This window comes from Actinacidiphila glaucinigra (genome assembly GCF_035918135.1).
In the GTDB taxonomy this organism is placed as follows: Bacteria; Actinomycetota; Actinomycetes; order Streptomycetales; family Streptomycetaceae; genus Actinacidiphila; species Actinacidiphila glaucinigra.
On the sequence record NZ_CP109144.1, the window covers coordinates 1231466 to 1244948 of the forward strand.

Below are 13483 nucleotides of genomic sequence, written 5' to 3' on the forward strand. Positions count from 1 at the left end.
TATGTGCGTGCTGTGCCTGGACCGCCCTCAGGAGCCGGAGAGCTCCAGGGTGAGGACGGCCGTACCGGCCGCCGCACGCGCGGAGGGACCGCCGGCGACCTCGACGCCCCACGGCAGGGACGCGTCGGAGGTCTCGGCCCGCAGCGTGGATCCCTCGCGCACGACGGTGATCTCGGCCGCGGCCGTACCGTCCTCGCGGGGGATCCGCACGGTCGTGCGGGAGCCGTCGGCCGGCTCGAAGACCCGGACCGTCACGTCGTCCGCCCACACGTAGTCGGGACGGTCGTCGACCGAGCCGACCGGGATCACGGAACCGGGCCGGGCCAGCAGCGGGACGCTGAGGTAGTCGTGGGTCTCGCGCACCCAGCGCGGGCCGGTGACCTTCTCGCCGGTCGTGAAGTGGGTCCAGGTGCCCTCGGGCACGTAGTACGACACCTCACCGTCCTCGGAGAACACCGGCGCGACGAGCAGGTCCCCGCCGAGCATGTACTGGCGCTCCAGCGAGGCGCAGCCCGGGTCGTCGGGGAACTCCAGCACCATGGCGCGCATCATCGGGACGCCCTCGGTGTGCGCCTGGTGCGCGGCACCGTAGAGGTAGGGCATGAGGCCGAGCTTGAGCTTGGTGAAGTGGCGGAGGACGTCCACCGCCTCCTCGTCGAACAGCCACGGCACGCGGTAGGAGGAGGAGCCGTGCAGCCGGCTGTGGGAGGAGAGCATGCCGAAGGCGGTCCAGCGCTTGAAGAGTCCGGCGTCGGGCAGACCCTCGAAGCCGCCGATGTCGTGGCTCCAGTAGCCGAAGCCGGACAGCCCCAGGGAGAGGCCGCCGCGCAGGGACTCCGCCATCGACTCGTACGTGGACTCGCAGTCGCCGCCCCAGTGCACGGGGAACTGCTGGCCGCCGGCCGTGGCGGAGCGGGCGAAGAGCACCGCCTCGCCTTCGCCGCGGTGCTTGCGCAGCACGTCGAAGACGGTCTTGTTGTACAGCTGCGTGTAGTAGTTGTGCATGCGCTCCGGGTCGGAGCCGTCGAACCAGGCGACATCGGTGGGCACGCGCTCGCCGAAGTCGGTCTTGAAGCAGTCGACGCCCTGGTCGAGGAGGGCTTCGAGCTTGGAGGCGTACCAGGCGCAGGCGTCGGGGTTGGTGAAGTCGACCAGGGCCATGCCGGGCTGCCACAGGTCCCACTGCCAGACGCCGCCGTCGGGGCGCTTGAGGAGGTAGCCGGCCGCCTTGCCCTCGGCGAAGAGCGGGGAGCGCTGGGCGATGTAGGGGTTGATCCACACGCAGATGTGCAGGTCACGCTCCTTCAGGCGCCGCAGCATCCCCTCGGGGTCGGGGAAGACGCGCGGGTCCCACTCGAAGTCGCACCAGTTGAACTCGCGCATCCAGAAGCAGTCGAAGTGGAAGGCCGACAGCGGCAGGTCGCGCTCGGCCATCCCGTCGACGAACCCGGTGACGGTCTGCTCGTCGTAGGAGGTGGTGAAGGAGGTGGTCAGCCACAGCCCGAACGACCAGGCGGGCGGGAGTGCGGGCCGGCCGGTGAGCGCGGTGTACTTGCGCAGGATCTCCTTCGGCGTGGGGCCGTGGATGACGTAGTACTGCAACTGCTGGCGCTCGGCGCTGAACTGGACGCGCGAGACCTGCTCGGAGGCGACCTCGAAGGAGACCTTTCCGGGGTCGTCGACGAAGACGCCGTAGCCGGCGTCGGTCATGTAGAAGGGGATGTTCTTGTAGGACTGTTCGCTGCTCGTGCCGCCGTCGGCGTTCCAGATGTCGACGGTCTGGCCGTTCTTGACCAGCGGGCCGAAGCGCTCGCCGAGGCCGTAGACGGACGTGCCGACGGCCAGCCGGAGCTGCTCTCGGACGTGGTGCTCGCCCTCGGCGGTCTCCATCAGCGCCATGGCCTTGACGTCGCTGCTGGTGAGGGTGCGCCCGTCGGCCTGGAACTCCATTTGCCACTCGCCGTCGAGGCGGAAGCGGACGCTCAGGTCGCCGGAGGTGAGGACGGCCTGCTCCTCGTCGACGGACACGACGGGCTCGTGCGGCTCGTGGCGCAGCTCGAAGTGCGGCCCGGTCTCGACGTCGCCCTCGAAGTGGGTGATGCGCACGCCGATGACACCGGGCATCGGCGCGGTGCAGTCGACGGTGATGAGCGGGCCCTTGAGCAGGTCGCCTCGGTGCCGGATGTGCTGGGTGGGCGCGTGGACCCGAAGCGTTCCGGGACCCGGGACGGCATCGAGGACCTCGGCCGGATACGCCGCCGTGACGCCTTCGCGCAGCAGCCAGTACCCGTTGGTGAACTTCATGGTCGATGCCTTTCCCGGTGGGCGGCCACCGGCGTTCTCGGTACGTGTGGGAGCAGGTGGGACCGGCTCTGCCTCCTGCCCGTGCAGGGGGGAGGCAGAGCCGTGGGCGGAACGGGGCGAACGTCACCCGCCCGGGTGGAGGGCCGCGGACACGGTGGTCCGGGCGCGGGTCACTTCACGGCGCCGACGGCGATGCCGCGGGTGAGCGTCCGCTGGAAGAGGAGGAAGAAGACGATGGCGGGCAGCGCGCCGAGCAGGCCGGCCGCGTTGGTCATCGTCGCGTCCATCAGTCGCTGGCCCTGGAGCACGCCGAGCGCCACCGAGACGGTCTGGTTGTCGTTCGACGGCAGCATGACCAGCGGCAGCAGGAACTCGTTCCAGGTCCAGATGAAGAAGAACACCAGCAGGACGCCGAGGGTGGGCCGGCTGACCGGGACCACCATCCGCCACAGGATCTGCCAGCTGTTCGCGCCGTCGATCCTGGCCGCCTCGATGATCTCCTTCGGGAAGGCCCCGAGCACGGAGGAGAGGAGGTAGGTACCGAAGGCCGCCTGCACGACGCTGAAGACGATGATCAGGCTCAGCCTGGTGTCGTACAGCCCCACCTGCTTGGACAGGTAGTACAGCGGGTAGACCAGGGCCTCCTGCGGCAGCACGTTGGCCAGCACGAAGAAGGCCAGGAAGTACGCCTTGCCCTTGATCCTCCCGATGCCGATCGCGTAGGCGTTCAGCACCGAGAGGATGACGCCGAACACGGCCACCGAGCCCGAGATCACGATCGAGTTGAGCAGCGTGTGCCCGAAGTTGACCCGGGTCCAGAAGTCCGTCAGGCCGTCCAGGTGGAGGCCGTGGGGCAGCGAGAGCGGGCCGTGCGCGGAGTAGTCGGCGGGCGACTTCAGCGCGTTGATGAGCACGATCAGGAGCGGCAGCACCATGAAGATCGCGCCGAGGATCATGGCCACCAGCACGGGGTAGCGCTTGAGCGCCTTCACTGTGCGTCCTCCGATCGGGTCTGGAAGCGGAGGCCGACCGTGGTCAGCGCAAGGATGATCAGGGTGAGGACCGTCGCGATCGCCGAGCCGTAGCCGACGTCTGTCTTCTCGAAGAAGGTCGAGAAGGAGAAGTAGGACGGGACGATGGTCGAGTCGGCGGGTCCGCCCTTGGTGAGGACGTAGACCGCGCCGAAGACCTTGAGGGCCGCGATGGTGCACCACAGCATCACCACGTAGATCTCGGGGCGGATCTGTGGCAGCGTCACGTGCCAGAAACGCTGCCACCAGTTCGTCCCGTCCAGCTCGGCCGCCTCGTAGAGCGAGGGATCGACCCGCTGGAGTCCCGCCATGAAGATCACGACGGGGAACCCCAGCTGCACCCAGACCATGACGGCCATCACGCTGTAGAGCGCGAACTTCGGGTCACCCAGCCAGTCCTGCTGGAGCGAACCCAGGCCGACCGCCTTCAGCAGCTCGTTGAGCGAGCCGTTCTCGGGGGCCAGGATCCAGCTCCAGACGATGCCCGCGACGGTGATGGGCAGGACCTGGGGCAGGTAGAAGCAGGCACGCAGCACGCTGGCCAGCTTCGAACCGAAGTGCTTGCCGATGAAGTCGAACAGCGCCGCGGCCACCACGAGGCCGACGGCGGTGGGGATCACCGCCATCGCCAGGACCATGGCGACGCTGTGCCGGAAGGACTCCCAGAACCGCGAGTCCTTCATCAGCTCCCGGTAGTTCTCCAGCCCCGCCCAGGTGGGCGAGCCGACGCCCTGCCAGTGCGTGAAGCTGAAGTAGATGTTCATCGCGAACGGCACGATCACGACGGCCAGGAAGGCGATGACACCCGGGATCAAGTACAGCGCGTAGGGATTGCGCAGCCGGAGGGGTCGGGCACTCATGACGTGGGCGCACCCGCGTCATAGGCCTTCTGCAGTTCGTCCAGGACCTGGTCCGGGGTGCCGCTGCCGGTGATCAGCTTCTGGGTGGCCGAGACCAGCACGTCGTAGAAGCCGGGGACCGGCCAGTCCGGGTAGAAGGCGAGACCGTCCTGGGACGAGACCTTGTTGAAGTTCTCGATCAGCTCCTTGGAGCTGGGGTCGGTGATCGCCGAGGGCTCGGCCGCGACGGGCACGCCGCCGTTGTTGCCGAGGGTGTTCTGGATCCCCTTCTTCATCGTGATGTCAATGAAGTCGTAGGCCAGCTGCTTGTTCTTGGCGTTCTTCGGGACGACCCAGAGGTTGCCGCCCGAGCCGAGGGTCATCTTGGACTCAGGGAAGAGGAACGAGCCCCACTTGAACTTGTTCTCGTCGCGGAAGCGGCCGTACCACCAGCTGCCCGAGAAGAAGATCGGGGACTTGGCGCCGATGAAGGAGACGCCGGCGTCCTCGGCCTTGGCGCCGCTGGTCGTCTTGGCGATGTAGCCCTTCTTCACCCAGTCCGACAGGGTGTTCGCGGCGTACGTCCAGGCGGCGTCGTGGAAGTCCGCCTTGCCCTTGTAGAGCTCGAAGGAGTCCACCCAGCTGCGGTCGGCCTTGGTCAGGGCCAGCTGGTACAGGTACTGGTGGGCCGGGTACTCGGCGCCGCCGTTGGCGAGCGGGGTGACGCCCTTTGCCTTGAAGGCGGCGAGGGCCTGCTCGAACTCGTTGAACGTGGTCGGGACCTTCACGCCGTTCTTCGCGAAGAGGTCCTTGTTGTAGTACACCATCGTGTACTCACCGAAGTTCGGGATGCCGTACCAGTTACCGGAGCCCATGACGCCCTTGGCGTCGTAGCGGCTGGTGGTGGTGACGCTGGGGCTGAGCAGCTTGTCCCAGCCGTACTTGGTGACCTGCGGGGTGAGGTCGGTGAGCAGGCCCTGCTTGGCCAGCAGGCCGGCCGTGGCGTTGCCCTTGTTGTACTCCATGAGGTCAGGGGCGTTGCTGGAGTTGAGCACCATCGAGGCGGTCTTCTGGATCTGCTCGAAGCCCTTCGCCTCGAACTCGACCTTGACGCCGGGGTGGGACTTCTTGAACTCCTCTATCGCCTGGTTCCAGGCGATACCCATGGCACTGTTCGGAGCTTCGTAGTGCCAGAGCTTCAGCGTCTTGCCGTCGCCCTCCGCACCGCTGTCCGAGCTACCGCACGAAGTGATGAGCATGGCGCCCGCAAGGGCAGCTGCTGCGAGAGCCAGCGGTCTGCGCACCTTCAACATTGAAGTGACCTCCACCTGGGCCGAACGAATGAGGCGTCCATCGAATGGTTTCGATGCGACGCGTCGAAGCGCTTCGACGCAGGACCGTATGCAGCGGGCGCGGATATGTCAATGGTGTTAACAAATTGCCGACCAGCGATTTTTGAAGCGTTACCGACGCTTGACGGCTGCGTGACGTGCGACGGATGCCCGGAGTGACGACGCATGGACGCAGCGGTGTCCCGTGCGGGACGCAAGCGCTTGACGGCGAAGCGGACTTGCGGGCTTCCGCATTTCGACGGAATTTCCCTTTACGCCCCATAGGCATCAATGGCACCTTCCGTCGCATGTGCCACGACAGCCTCTGCGGCCACGGAGGATTCTGGCCGGAGGGAGCCGCATCGCGGCTTCAACCGCCGCGCCTCGAAGCTCGGTTGGGTCATCGCTGACGCAACGGAACCTTCGCGGCACACACGGTTGAGGGGGCGTCACGGTCGAGCAAAAGATACCAATATGCACTTTTTGTCGGATTCCTTTGACGTGCGGCGCAAAACGCGCCTACCGTTCATATAGGGACGTCTTCAACTACAGACATCTGTTCCGGCGTTCCACGTCCGTGAGGTGCGTCCGCGCCCAGGCGTCCGCACCCCCATCCGCGCCGGGATCACGCACGTTCCCGCGTGGCGGCGGTCGGCTCCGCGCGGACCGCGACCCGAAGTCCAGATCCCCGAAGGGGGAGTCATGCGCACGCTTACCATCCGCAGGATCGCCGCCGCCGCTGTGGTGGCGCCCCTGCTCGCCTTCGCCGGAGCCACCGCGGCCAGCGCGGCGACGCCACAGACAGCACCCGCCACTGCGCAGTCCGTCGTCGACCACGGCGGCGGCGGGGGCGGCGGACACGGCGGCTGGGGTGGCGGACACGGCGGCTGGGGCTGGGGGAACGGTTACGGCTGGGGCGGTTACGGCGGTTACGGCGGTTACGGCGGCTATGGCGGTTACGGTGGCTATGGCGGTTACGGCGGCTATTACGGCTTCTACCCCGGCTTCTACGGTTCCGGCTTCTACGGAGGCTTCTACCGCTGAGGTCGTCGGGCCGGCGCCCTGCCGGCCCGTCCGATGACGTCCCCACCGAGACCGCCGCCGTCCGGCCCCCGGGCTCGGACGGTGACGGCCCACGGTGTGGGCCGTCGATCCGGCAGGCGGGGCCGACCAGGGCCGTCAGGTCCTGCGGTCCGCCCGACCCGGCAAGGACCACCGCGTATCCCGCAGAACCACCAGCGGCCCCCGTGACGCGGGGGCCGCCGGCGTGCCATCGCCCGCCCCCGGGTCCGGCGCGGCGGGCTCGCGCAGCATCGCGGAGGCGGCGGCTGCCGACGACGCCACCGCGTCGGCGACGAACCGCGCCCGCCCCACGCCCAGCACGCGCAGCGCCCGGCCGTGGTCCACCGCCACCAGGACCGCGGCCCCCGCCACGGCCACACGCCATCCAGCCGTCGCGACACGGCGCGAAGGCGCGGGCAGGGCCGCGAGTGACGCCCGCAGGCGCTCGCAGTGGAAGGGCACGTGCCGCTGCTCGTCGGCGAGGATCCGGCCCGCGACCTCGCGTGTGAGCGGGTCGTCCGCACCCTCCCTCAGGGCCCGGTAGTAGCGCAGCGCGACCTCCTCGGCGACCATCAGCACCAGCAGCTCCAGACGCAGCCCCAGCAGGCGGCGCACGGCGACGAAGGCCCGGTCCGTCCAGTGGCCGTCGATGGTGGACGCGCCGGCCGCGGCCAGCAGCCGGGCGAGCAACCGGGCATGGTTCTGCTCCTCGGCGACGAACAGCCGCACCGCTTGCGCGTAGTCGCGGTCCCCCGCCGCGTCCGCCTTGGCGATCAGGTGCGCCCCATCACCGTCCTCACCGGCCTGGAAGCGCTGCACGCTCGCGCGTACCGCCTCGTGCAGCACCGCTCCCCGTGCCCACCCGGGATCACCCGTCGCACGCCGTCGGTCCCGTTCCTCCTCGAAGCGCTCCGTCCACCCGGCGAATCCGCTCGCGGTCCTGTCCCTCCCCGCCTCCGTGGGGCACGTTCCCTCGTGTCCCGGATGGGGAGGACGCGTGAAAGGCCGCGGGCCGTTCCCGTCACACGGTCCCGCGGCCCCTCAGTCCCACAGCTCGCGGACCGGGTCGTGCGGCCAGGACGGCTCGGTGTCGGGGTAGCTGATCGTGAGCTTGGTGAAGTGCCGCAGGCCCGGGTCCCCGGGCCAGGGCTTGCTGTCGGAGAGCGTGATCTTGACCGGGAAGGTGTGGAAGTGGCCCGCCGCGCAGTACGGGTCGCAGTCGTTGGCCTCCTCGTAACCGGTGCCCACGGCCGAGTCGCTGCCCCAGTGCGACCAGTACAGGCCGCCCAGCCGGTCGTTCCCGTCCCCGCAGGCCAGCAGGAAGTCGGGAGGCATGACGAGCCCCCGGCCGAAGCAGGTGACCAGGACCGTGGCGTAGGTCGGAGCGGCCGCGCGGGGGGCGGCCAGCGCCGCCGGGACACCGGCGGCTGCCGAAGCGGGGGCGGCCGCGACCACGGTCGCGAGGGCGGCGGAGGCGGCGGTCAGGGCGAGGGTGCGGAGGAGTGGCATCTCGGTCTGCCTTCCTGGCCGCCGGGGGTGGTGGCGGTCGGGGGCGAGGGTGCGGTCCTGAGTGCCGCCGCGACGGCCGCGGGACCGGAGGCAGGACTGCCGGGGCGTCCCGGCGGGCCGGCGCGGAGCGGGAGTGGAGGGGCGGAGGAGGCCGGAGGACGGCACGGAGTCCTCGGGTGCGCGGCCGTGCGGCCTCGAAGTCACGTTCCTCCAGGAGGGTGAGGCGCGCAACCCGGCCGGGCCACGTTCAGGCCCGACCAGCACGCTCAGCGATCGGTCGGGTACGGAGAAGTGCGACCAGATCAAGAGGGCACCGCGGAACAAATCCGACACTTGCCCCGGTTGAAAGCCCTGACAACGAGATCGCCATTCCGCCGAGGTGATGCAGCAGTGGGCACCGAGATGAGCAGTCCGACCACGGAGACGTTCAAGCGCGCCGTGCTCTTCTTCAACCGGCAGCGCTACGCCGCCGCGGCCCGGACGCTCGCGTCCATCGTGGACGTGGCACCCCGCAACATGGCGGTGCGCATGCTGCTGGCCAGGTCGTACTACTTCTCCGCGCAGCTCTCGCGGGCGGAGGCGGAGCTGCGCGACCTCCTGCGCGCCGAGCCGCAGGACGCGCACGCCCACCTCCTCCTCGGTCGCACGCTCGAGCGGCAGGGCCGGCTCGCGGAAGCGGCCCCCCACCTGCGGCTCGCCGACGCGATGACGGCCTGGGACCTCGTCGTCGTCTGACCCCCGGGCCCGGCAGGGCCGCGCGGCGCCCGGCGCCCGCGGGCCACTCCCCCGGCCCATCCCCGGTTGTCCGGACCGTACCGCCTCCGCAGGCTGCTCACGTGGGGGCCAATGACCGACCACGGTTCGGAGACCGCAATGACCTGTCCGCACGTCCGGTCCATAACGCGACGCAAGGCTCGCTACGCCGTCGCAGTTCTCCTCGCGGCCGCCGCGAGCCTCACCGCCTGCGGGGAGAAGACGACGAACGCCGCGCGCGTCGACCACGCGGTGCCCGCGGACACGCCCGCGCCGAAGGTGCCCTGCGGCAACCCGCCGGTGCAGCTCGACCCACAGGCCCAGGACTTCCTCGACCAGCTTGCGGCAGCGGACGGCCCGCCGCTGTACACGCTCTCCTACACGGCTGCCCGGGGCGTGCTGGACAAGCTGCAGGCGGGTCCGGTGGAGATGCTCCCGGCGCAGATCAGCGAGCGGACGGTGCCCGGCGGCCCGACCGGCCCGGTGTCGGTGCACGTCGTACGGCCCGAGGGCGCCAAGGGGGACCTGCCCGGGATCGTCTACATCCACGGCGGCGGCTGGGTGCTGGGCAACTTCAAGACCCATGAGCGCCTGGTGCGCGAGCTCGCCAACGGCGCGCAGGCGGCGGTGGTCTTCGTCGACTACACCCCCTCTCCCGAGGCGCAGTTCCCCGTGCCGATCGAGCAGGCCTACACCGTGGCCAAATGGGTCGCCGACAACGGCGGCCGGATCGGCGTCGACCCCTCACGGCTGGCCGTCGCCGGCGACTCCGTGGGCGGCGACATGACCGCCGCCGTGGCGATGATGGCCAAGCAGCGCGGGGGGCCCGACTTCCGGCGCCAGGTGATGCTGTACCCGGTCACGGACGCGAACTTCGACACCGCCTCCTACAACCGCTTCGCGGAGAACTGCTGGCTCGCCAAACCCGCGATGAAGTGGTTCTGGGACGCGTACGCCCCCCACCTGAAGGACCGGCAGAACCCGCTGGCAGCGCCGCTGCGCGCCACGGTCGACCAGCTGCGCGGCCTGCCGCCGGCCTTGATGATCACGGACTCGGACGTGCTCTACGACGAGGGCACCGCGTACGCGCAGAAACTGCGGGAGGCCGGTGTGCCCGTCCGGTTGACGCACTACCCCAAGATCACGCACGACTTCATGATGCTCAACGCCCTCCGCGACACGGAGTCCAACAAGAAGGCGGTGGCCGAGGTCACCGCGGCGCTCCGCGAGGCGCTGCACGGGGCGGATTCCGGCCCCGCCAAGTGAGGCTTCGGCACACCGGACGGGGAGGGGCGGCGGGCACATCCCACCGCCCCTTCACGGCCTTTCGGCAGGTAAGTTTCCCTTGGTAACATTTTTCTGTTATCGTTGATTCATGGATGAGAGGGCGACCACCAGAGAGCGGATCATGTCCGCTGCCGCCAGCCTGCTCGCCGAGGGCGGCCGCGACGCGGTCTCGACCCGGTCGGTCAGCAAGGCGGCGGCCGTTCAGCCGCCGACCATCTACCGGCAGTTCGGCGACATGCAGGGCCTGCTCGACGCCGTCGCGGCGGAGGGCTTCGCCGACTACCTGCACCGCAAGACCGACCGGACGCGGGCCGACGATCCCGTCGAGGACCTGCGCTGGGGCTGGGACCTGCACATCGAGTTCGGTGTGGCCAACCCGGAGATATACCAGCTGATGTTCGGTCAGCCCAGGCCCGGGGCCGAGCCGGCGGCCGTGACGGAGTCCTTCAACGTCCTGCGCGGCCTGGTGACCCGGGTCGCCGAGGCGGGCCGGCTGAGCGTCGACGTGGAACGCGCCATGCTGATGATCCACTCGGCCGGCTGCGGGGTCGTCCTGACGCTGATCGCCACGCTGCCCGGGGCTCGCGACCCGGAGCTGTCACCGCGGACGCGCGAGGCCATTCTCGCCGCCATCACCACCGCGCGGCCCGAGGACGCCGCCGGGGAGGAGCGCCGGACGATCACCCGTACCGTCGCCTTCAAGGCCGTGCTCCCCGAGATCGAGGAGATCCTCACACCCGGTGAACGCATCCTGCTGAACGAGCTGCTGGACCGCATCACGCACTCCGCCTGAGCCGCCGCGCGCGGGGCCGTGGCCCTGCCGCGGCGCCTTGCGGCTGTCCCCTCTCCCTGCGCGGAAACGCCCGGTGGGGAACCGTCGTGCGACGGTTCCCCACCGGGCGTTTCGGCGTCCCGGCCGCCGGCGGGTCAGCCGGTGATCCTCATCAGGGCGATCCTGTCGCCCTCGACCGTGAAGGCGAAGTCCGACGGGCCGTTGAAACCGTCGCCGCCGACCCGGGTGGAGACGATCACCTGGACCCCGCGCCGGGTCACTCCGGTGATCTTCAGGGAGACCTTGACGCCGATGAACTCGCGGTCGCTCCACCCCTCGACGGCCTCGCGGCCCTCGAAGCGGCGGCCCCAGTCGTCCACCGCGCCGTGCTCGGTGAACTGGTCGAGGAAGGCCTCGGTGTCGTGGGCGTTCGCCGCGGCGACGGCGCGCCGCACGGGCTCGGGAAGCTCGGGAAACTCGGAAGCGGTCATGGCGGTTCTCCTTGGCGGTGTCGGGCGGCGCACCGGCCCCCGAAGGGGCCGGCGCGCCCGGAGGCCGGTGGCCGGACGCCTGTGGGGTCCGGCAGTCATGGGGCCGGGCAGCCGTGGGATCAGCCGGCCGTGGCTGCGGGCCTGCGTCAGGCCTGCGCGCGGGGGCCGAGCAGGTCGTCCAGGCCGATCCGGTGGTAGAAGTCCTCACGGATCCGGTCGGCGACCACGGAGACGGCCTCCGAGCCGTCGTCGGCGGGGTCGATGTGGGTCCGGAAGGGCCGCTTGCCCGCGGGGAGCCCGACGACGCGGACGATCTCGCGTGCCACCTCGGCGACGTCGGCGTCCTCGGGGGTGATGGCCGCCAGGGCGCGGCCGACCTGCTCGGTCAGGCCCTCGTAGCGGGTCTGGTAGGCCGCGACGGTGCCGGTGTCGGCCGGGTGCCCCGCGTTGACGAAGTGGTTCGTGCCGGAGGTGAAGGCGCCGGGAACGACGATGGAGGTGTCGATGCCGAAGCGGGCGAGCTCTGCGGCATAGCTGACCGCGACGGCGTCCATGGCCGCCTTCGCGGCGAAGTACGGGGCCAGGTAGGGCGGGGTGCCACCGCGGGTGCTGCTGGACCCGACCCAGAGCAGCAGGCCGTGCCCCTGGGCCCGCAGGTGCGGCAGGGCCGCGCGGTTCACCCGCTGGGTGCCCAGAACGTTGGTGTCGTAGACGGCGGCCATCTCCTCCGGGGTGAAGGCCTCGGTGGGGCCGAGCACCATGTGGCCCGCGTTGTGGACCAGGACGTCCAGCCGGCCGGCCTCGCGCAGAACGGTGGCGACGGCGCGGTCCGCGCTGTCCTGCGAGAGCACGTCGAGTTCGACGACCCGCAGGTCGATGCCCTCGCGGGCGGCCCGTTCGCGTACGTCCGCCGCGCGTTCGGCGTTGCGGCCGGATATGTCGCGCATGCTCGCGTAGACGGTGTGACCCGCGGAGGCGAGGGCGTGGGCGGCGAGCGCGCCGAATCCGGAGCTCGCACCGGTGACCAGGACGACGGAAGACACGGGGGACATTTCGGAGCTCCTTGGGCTGTTGGGGGCCGCTCCCGGTTCAGGTGGTGTCCGGGTCACGGATCGGGTGGGTGGCGCGAGGTACGGGATCTGCCGGGAGGCAGGGTGCTGCTCGGGGTGCGGAGGGGCCGGGCGACCGGTGCCCGGCGGGTGGGCCCGCGGCTCGGCACCCGGCAGGGGCCGCGCGAGGTGCGGCCCGCGGGTCAGGCCACTCCGCCGTTGGCGAAGATCGTCTGGCCGTTGATCCAGCGACCGGGCCCGGCCAGGAAGGAGACGACCGCGGCGATGTCCTCGGGGGACCCGAGGCGCTCGAGGGGGTTCATCTTCGCGAACCGCTCTATGGTCGCCTCGTCCTTGCCGTTCAGGAACAGATCGGTGGCGACCGGGCCGGGTGCGACGGCGTTCACGGTGATGTCGCGGCCGCGCAGCTCCCGGGCCAGGATCAGGCTGACGGCCTCGACCGCGCCCTTCGACGCGGCGTACGCGGCGTAGGTCGGCGTGGCGATCCGGGTCTGGGACGAGGACACGTTGATCACGGCACCGCCCTCGCGGAGCCTGCGGGCGGCCTGCTGGTTGACCACGAAGGTGCCGCGGATGTTGGTGCGGTGCATGCGGTCCAGGGCGTCGAGGTCGAAGTCCGCCACGGTGTTCAGGATCATGAGGCCGGCCGAGTTGACCACCACGTCCACACCGCCGAACTCCTGCTCCGCGGCGTCGAAGAGCGCCAGGACCGCCTTCTCGTCGGCGACGTCGGCCCGTACCGCGAGGGCGGAACCGCCCTCGGCGGCGATCTGCGCGACGGTCGCGTCGGCGTCGGCCTGGTTGCCGGCGTAGGCGATGACGACCGCCTGGCCGTCGGCGGCCAGGCGCAGCGCGACCTCGCGGCCGATGCCGCGGGAGCCGCCCGTGACGATCGCGACGCGGCGGGCGGTGGTGGTGTCGGTCATTGCGGTCTCCTGATCACGCGAGAGGGGCGGCTCCTTCCGTCGCCCCGCTTCCGTCGATAACAGTGCCACGTTATCGCCGGAAACGCAAGCGGCGATAACGTGATTCCG

General features: G+C 70.3%; 13 protein-coding genes. 4 read left to right on the plus strand and 9 right to left on the minus strand.

Annotation, left to right across the window (positions count from 1 at the left end; all coding sequences use genetic code 11):
• Window positions 1-27: 27 nt before the first annotated feature.
• The 4 genes from yicI to OIE69_RS05435 form a co-directional block, all read right to left on the minus strand.
• A complete protein-coding gene (yicI, locus tag OIE69_RS05420; protein ID WP_326570784.1) occupies window positions 28-2304 on the minus strand; it encodes an alpha-xylosidase in 2277 nt (758 codons plus the stop codon).
• A gap of 170 nt (window positions 2305-2474) precedes the next feature.
• Complete coding sequence (locus OIE69_RS05425; RefSeq protein ID WP_326580988.1) at window positions 2475-3260, minus strand: carbohydrate ABC transporter permease; 786 nt, start codon at window positions 3258-3260, stop codon at window positions 2475-2477.
• Between the two features lie 32 nt (window positions 3261-3292).
• Window positions 3293-4195 carry a carbohydrate ABC transporter permease gene (locus OIE69_RS05430; protein WP_326570785.1) on the minus strand — a complete coding sequence of 301 codons (903 nt, stop codon included), beginning with the start codon at window positions 4193-4195 and terminating at the stop codon, window positions 3293-3295.
• Window positions 4192-5487 (minus strand): ABC transporter substrate-binding protein, encoded by a 1296-nt coding sequence (locus OIE69_RS05435; RefSeq protein WP_326570786.1) that lies wholly within the window; start codon window positions 5485-5487, stop codon window positions 4192-4194. The genes OIE69_RS05430 and OIE69_RS05435 overlap by 4 nt, the downstream gene beginning before the upstream one ends.
• Window positions 5488-6207: 720 nt before the next feature.
• Here OIE69_RS05435 and OIE69_RS05440 point away from each other — a divergent pair.
• Window positions 6208-6549: a hypothetical protein gene (locus OIE69_RS05440; RefSeq protein ID WP_326570787.1), complete on the plus strand. Its 342-nt coding sequence runs from the start codon at window positions 6208-6210 to the stop codon at window positions 6547-6549.
• Window positions 6550-6684: 135 nt separating this feature from the next.
• Here the strand turns inward: OIE69_RS05440 and OIE69_RS05445 are convergent, their stop codons facing one another.
• Together OIE69_RS05445 and OIE69_RS05450 are read right to left on the minus strand one after the other, a co-directional pair.
• Window positions 6685-7413: a ferritin-like domain-containing protein gene (locus OIE69_RS05445; protein WP_326570788.1), complete on the minus strand. Its 729-nt coding sequence runs from the start codon at window positions 7411-7413 to the stop codon at window positions 6685-6687.
• Between the two features lie 195 nt (window positions 7414-7608).
• Window positions 7609-8076, minus strand: a complete 468-nt coding sequence (locus OIE69_RS05450; protein ID WP_326570789.1) for a hypothetical protein — start codon at window positions 8074-8076, stop codon at window positions 7609-7611.
• A 390-nt stretch (window positions 8077-8466) separates the two neighbouring features.
• Here OIE69_RS05450 and OIE69_RS05455 point away from each other — a divergent pair, with 390 nt between their 5' ends.
• The 3 genes from OIE69_RS05455 to OIE69_RS05465 all read left to right on the plus strand — a co-directional run bounded on the left by OIE69_RS05455 (window position 8467) and on the right by OIE69_RS05465 (window position 10909).
• Window positions 8467-8811 (plus strand): tetratricopeptide repeat protein, encoded by a 345-nt coding sequence (locus OIE69_RS05455; RefSeq protein WP_326570790.1) that lies wholly within the window; start codon window positions 8467-8469, stop codon window positions 8809-8811.
• Between the two features lie 138 nt (window positions 8812-8949).
• A complete protein-coding gene (locus OIE69_RS05460) occupies window positions 8950-10095 on the plus strand; it encodes an alpha/beta hydrolase (RefSeq protein ID WP_326570791.1) in 1146 nt (381 codons plus the stop codon).
• A 109-nt stretch (window positions 10096-10204) separates the two neighbouring features.
• Entirely contained in the window at window positions 10205-10909 is a 705-nt protein-coding gene (locus OIE69_RS05465) for a TetR/AcrR family transcriptional regulator (RefSeq protein WP_326570792.1), read from the plus strand.
• A gap of 134 nt (window positions 10910-11043) precedes the next feature.
• Here OIE69_RS05465 and OIE69_RS05470 read toward each other — a convergent pair whose 3' ends face one another.
• The 3 genes from OIE69_RS05470 to OIE69_RS05480 form a co-directional block, all read right to left on the minus strand.
• Window positions 11044-11379 (minus strand): nuclear transport factor 2 family protein, encoded by a 336-nt coding sequence (locus OIE69_RS05470; protein WP_326570793.1) that lies wholly within the window; start codon window positions 11377-11379, stop codon window positions 11044-11046.
• Window positions 11380-11525: 146 nt separating this feature from the next.
• A complete protein-coding gene (locus OIE69_RS05475; protein WP_326570794.1) occupies window positions 11526-12431 on the minus strand; it encodes an SDR family NAD(P)-dependent oxidoreductase in 906 nt (301 codons plus the stop codon).
• Between the two features lie 200 nt (window positions 12432-12631).
• Window positions 12632-13375: an SDR family oxidoreductase gene (locus tag OIE69_RS05480; RefSeq protein WP_326570795.1), complete on the minus strand. Its 744-nt coding sequence runs from the start codon at window positions 13373-13375 to the stop codon at window positions 12632-12634.
• Window positions 13376-13483 lie beyond the last annotated feature (108 nt).

Excerpts from the sequence above, each read along its gene's own strand:
- yicI (WP_326570784.1), bottom strand. The coding sequence starts at position 2,304 with ATGAAGTTCACCAACGGGTACTGGCTGCTGCGCGAAGGCGTCACGGCG.
- OIE69_RS05425 (WP_326580988.1), bottom strand. The coding sequence starts at position 3,260 with ATGATCCTCGGCGCGATCTTCATGGTGCTGCCGCTCCTGATCGTGCTC.
- OIE69_RS05430 (WP_326570785.1), bottom strand. The coding sequence starts at position 4,195 with ATGAGTGCCCGACCCCTCCGGCTGCGCAATCCCTACGCGCTGTACTTG.
- OIE69_RS05435 (WP_326570786.1), bottom strand. The coding sequence starts at position 5,487 with ATGTTGAAGGTGCGCAGACCGCTGGCTCTCGCAGCAGCTGCCCTTGCG.
- OIE69_RS05440 (WP_326570787.1), top strand. The coding sequence starts at position 6,208 with ATGCGCACGCTTACCATCCGCAGGATCGCCGCCGCCGCTGTGGTGGCG.
- OIE69_RS05450 (WP_326570789.1), bottom strand. The coding sequence starts at position 8,076 with ATGCCACTCCTCCGCACCCTCGCCCTGACCGCCGCCTCCGCCGCCCTC.
- OIE69_RS05460 (WP_326570791.1), top strand. The coding sequence starts at position 8,950 with ATGACCTGTCCGCACGTCCGGTCCATAACGCGACGCAAGGCTCGCTAC.
- OIE69_RS05465 (WP_326570792.1), top strand. The coding sequence starts at position 10,205 with ATGGATGAGAGGGCGACCACCAGAGAGCGGATCATGTCCGCTGCCGCC.
- OIE69_RS05470 (WP_326570793.1), bottom strand. The coding sequence starts at position 11,379 with ATGACCGCTTCCGAGTTTCCCGAGCTTCCCGAGCCCGTGCGGCGCGCC.
- OIE69_RS05475 (WP_326570794.1), bottom strand. The coding sequence starts at position 12,431 with ATGTCCCCCGTGTCTTCCGTCGTCCTGGTCACCGGTGCGAGCTCCGGA.
- OIE69_RS05480 (WP_326570795.1), bottom strand. The coding sequence starts at position 13,375 with ATGACCGACACCACCACCGCCCGCCGCGTCGCGATCGTCACGGGCGGC.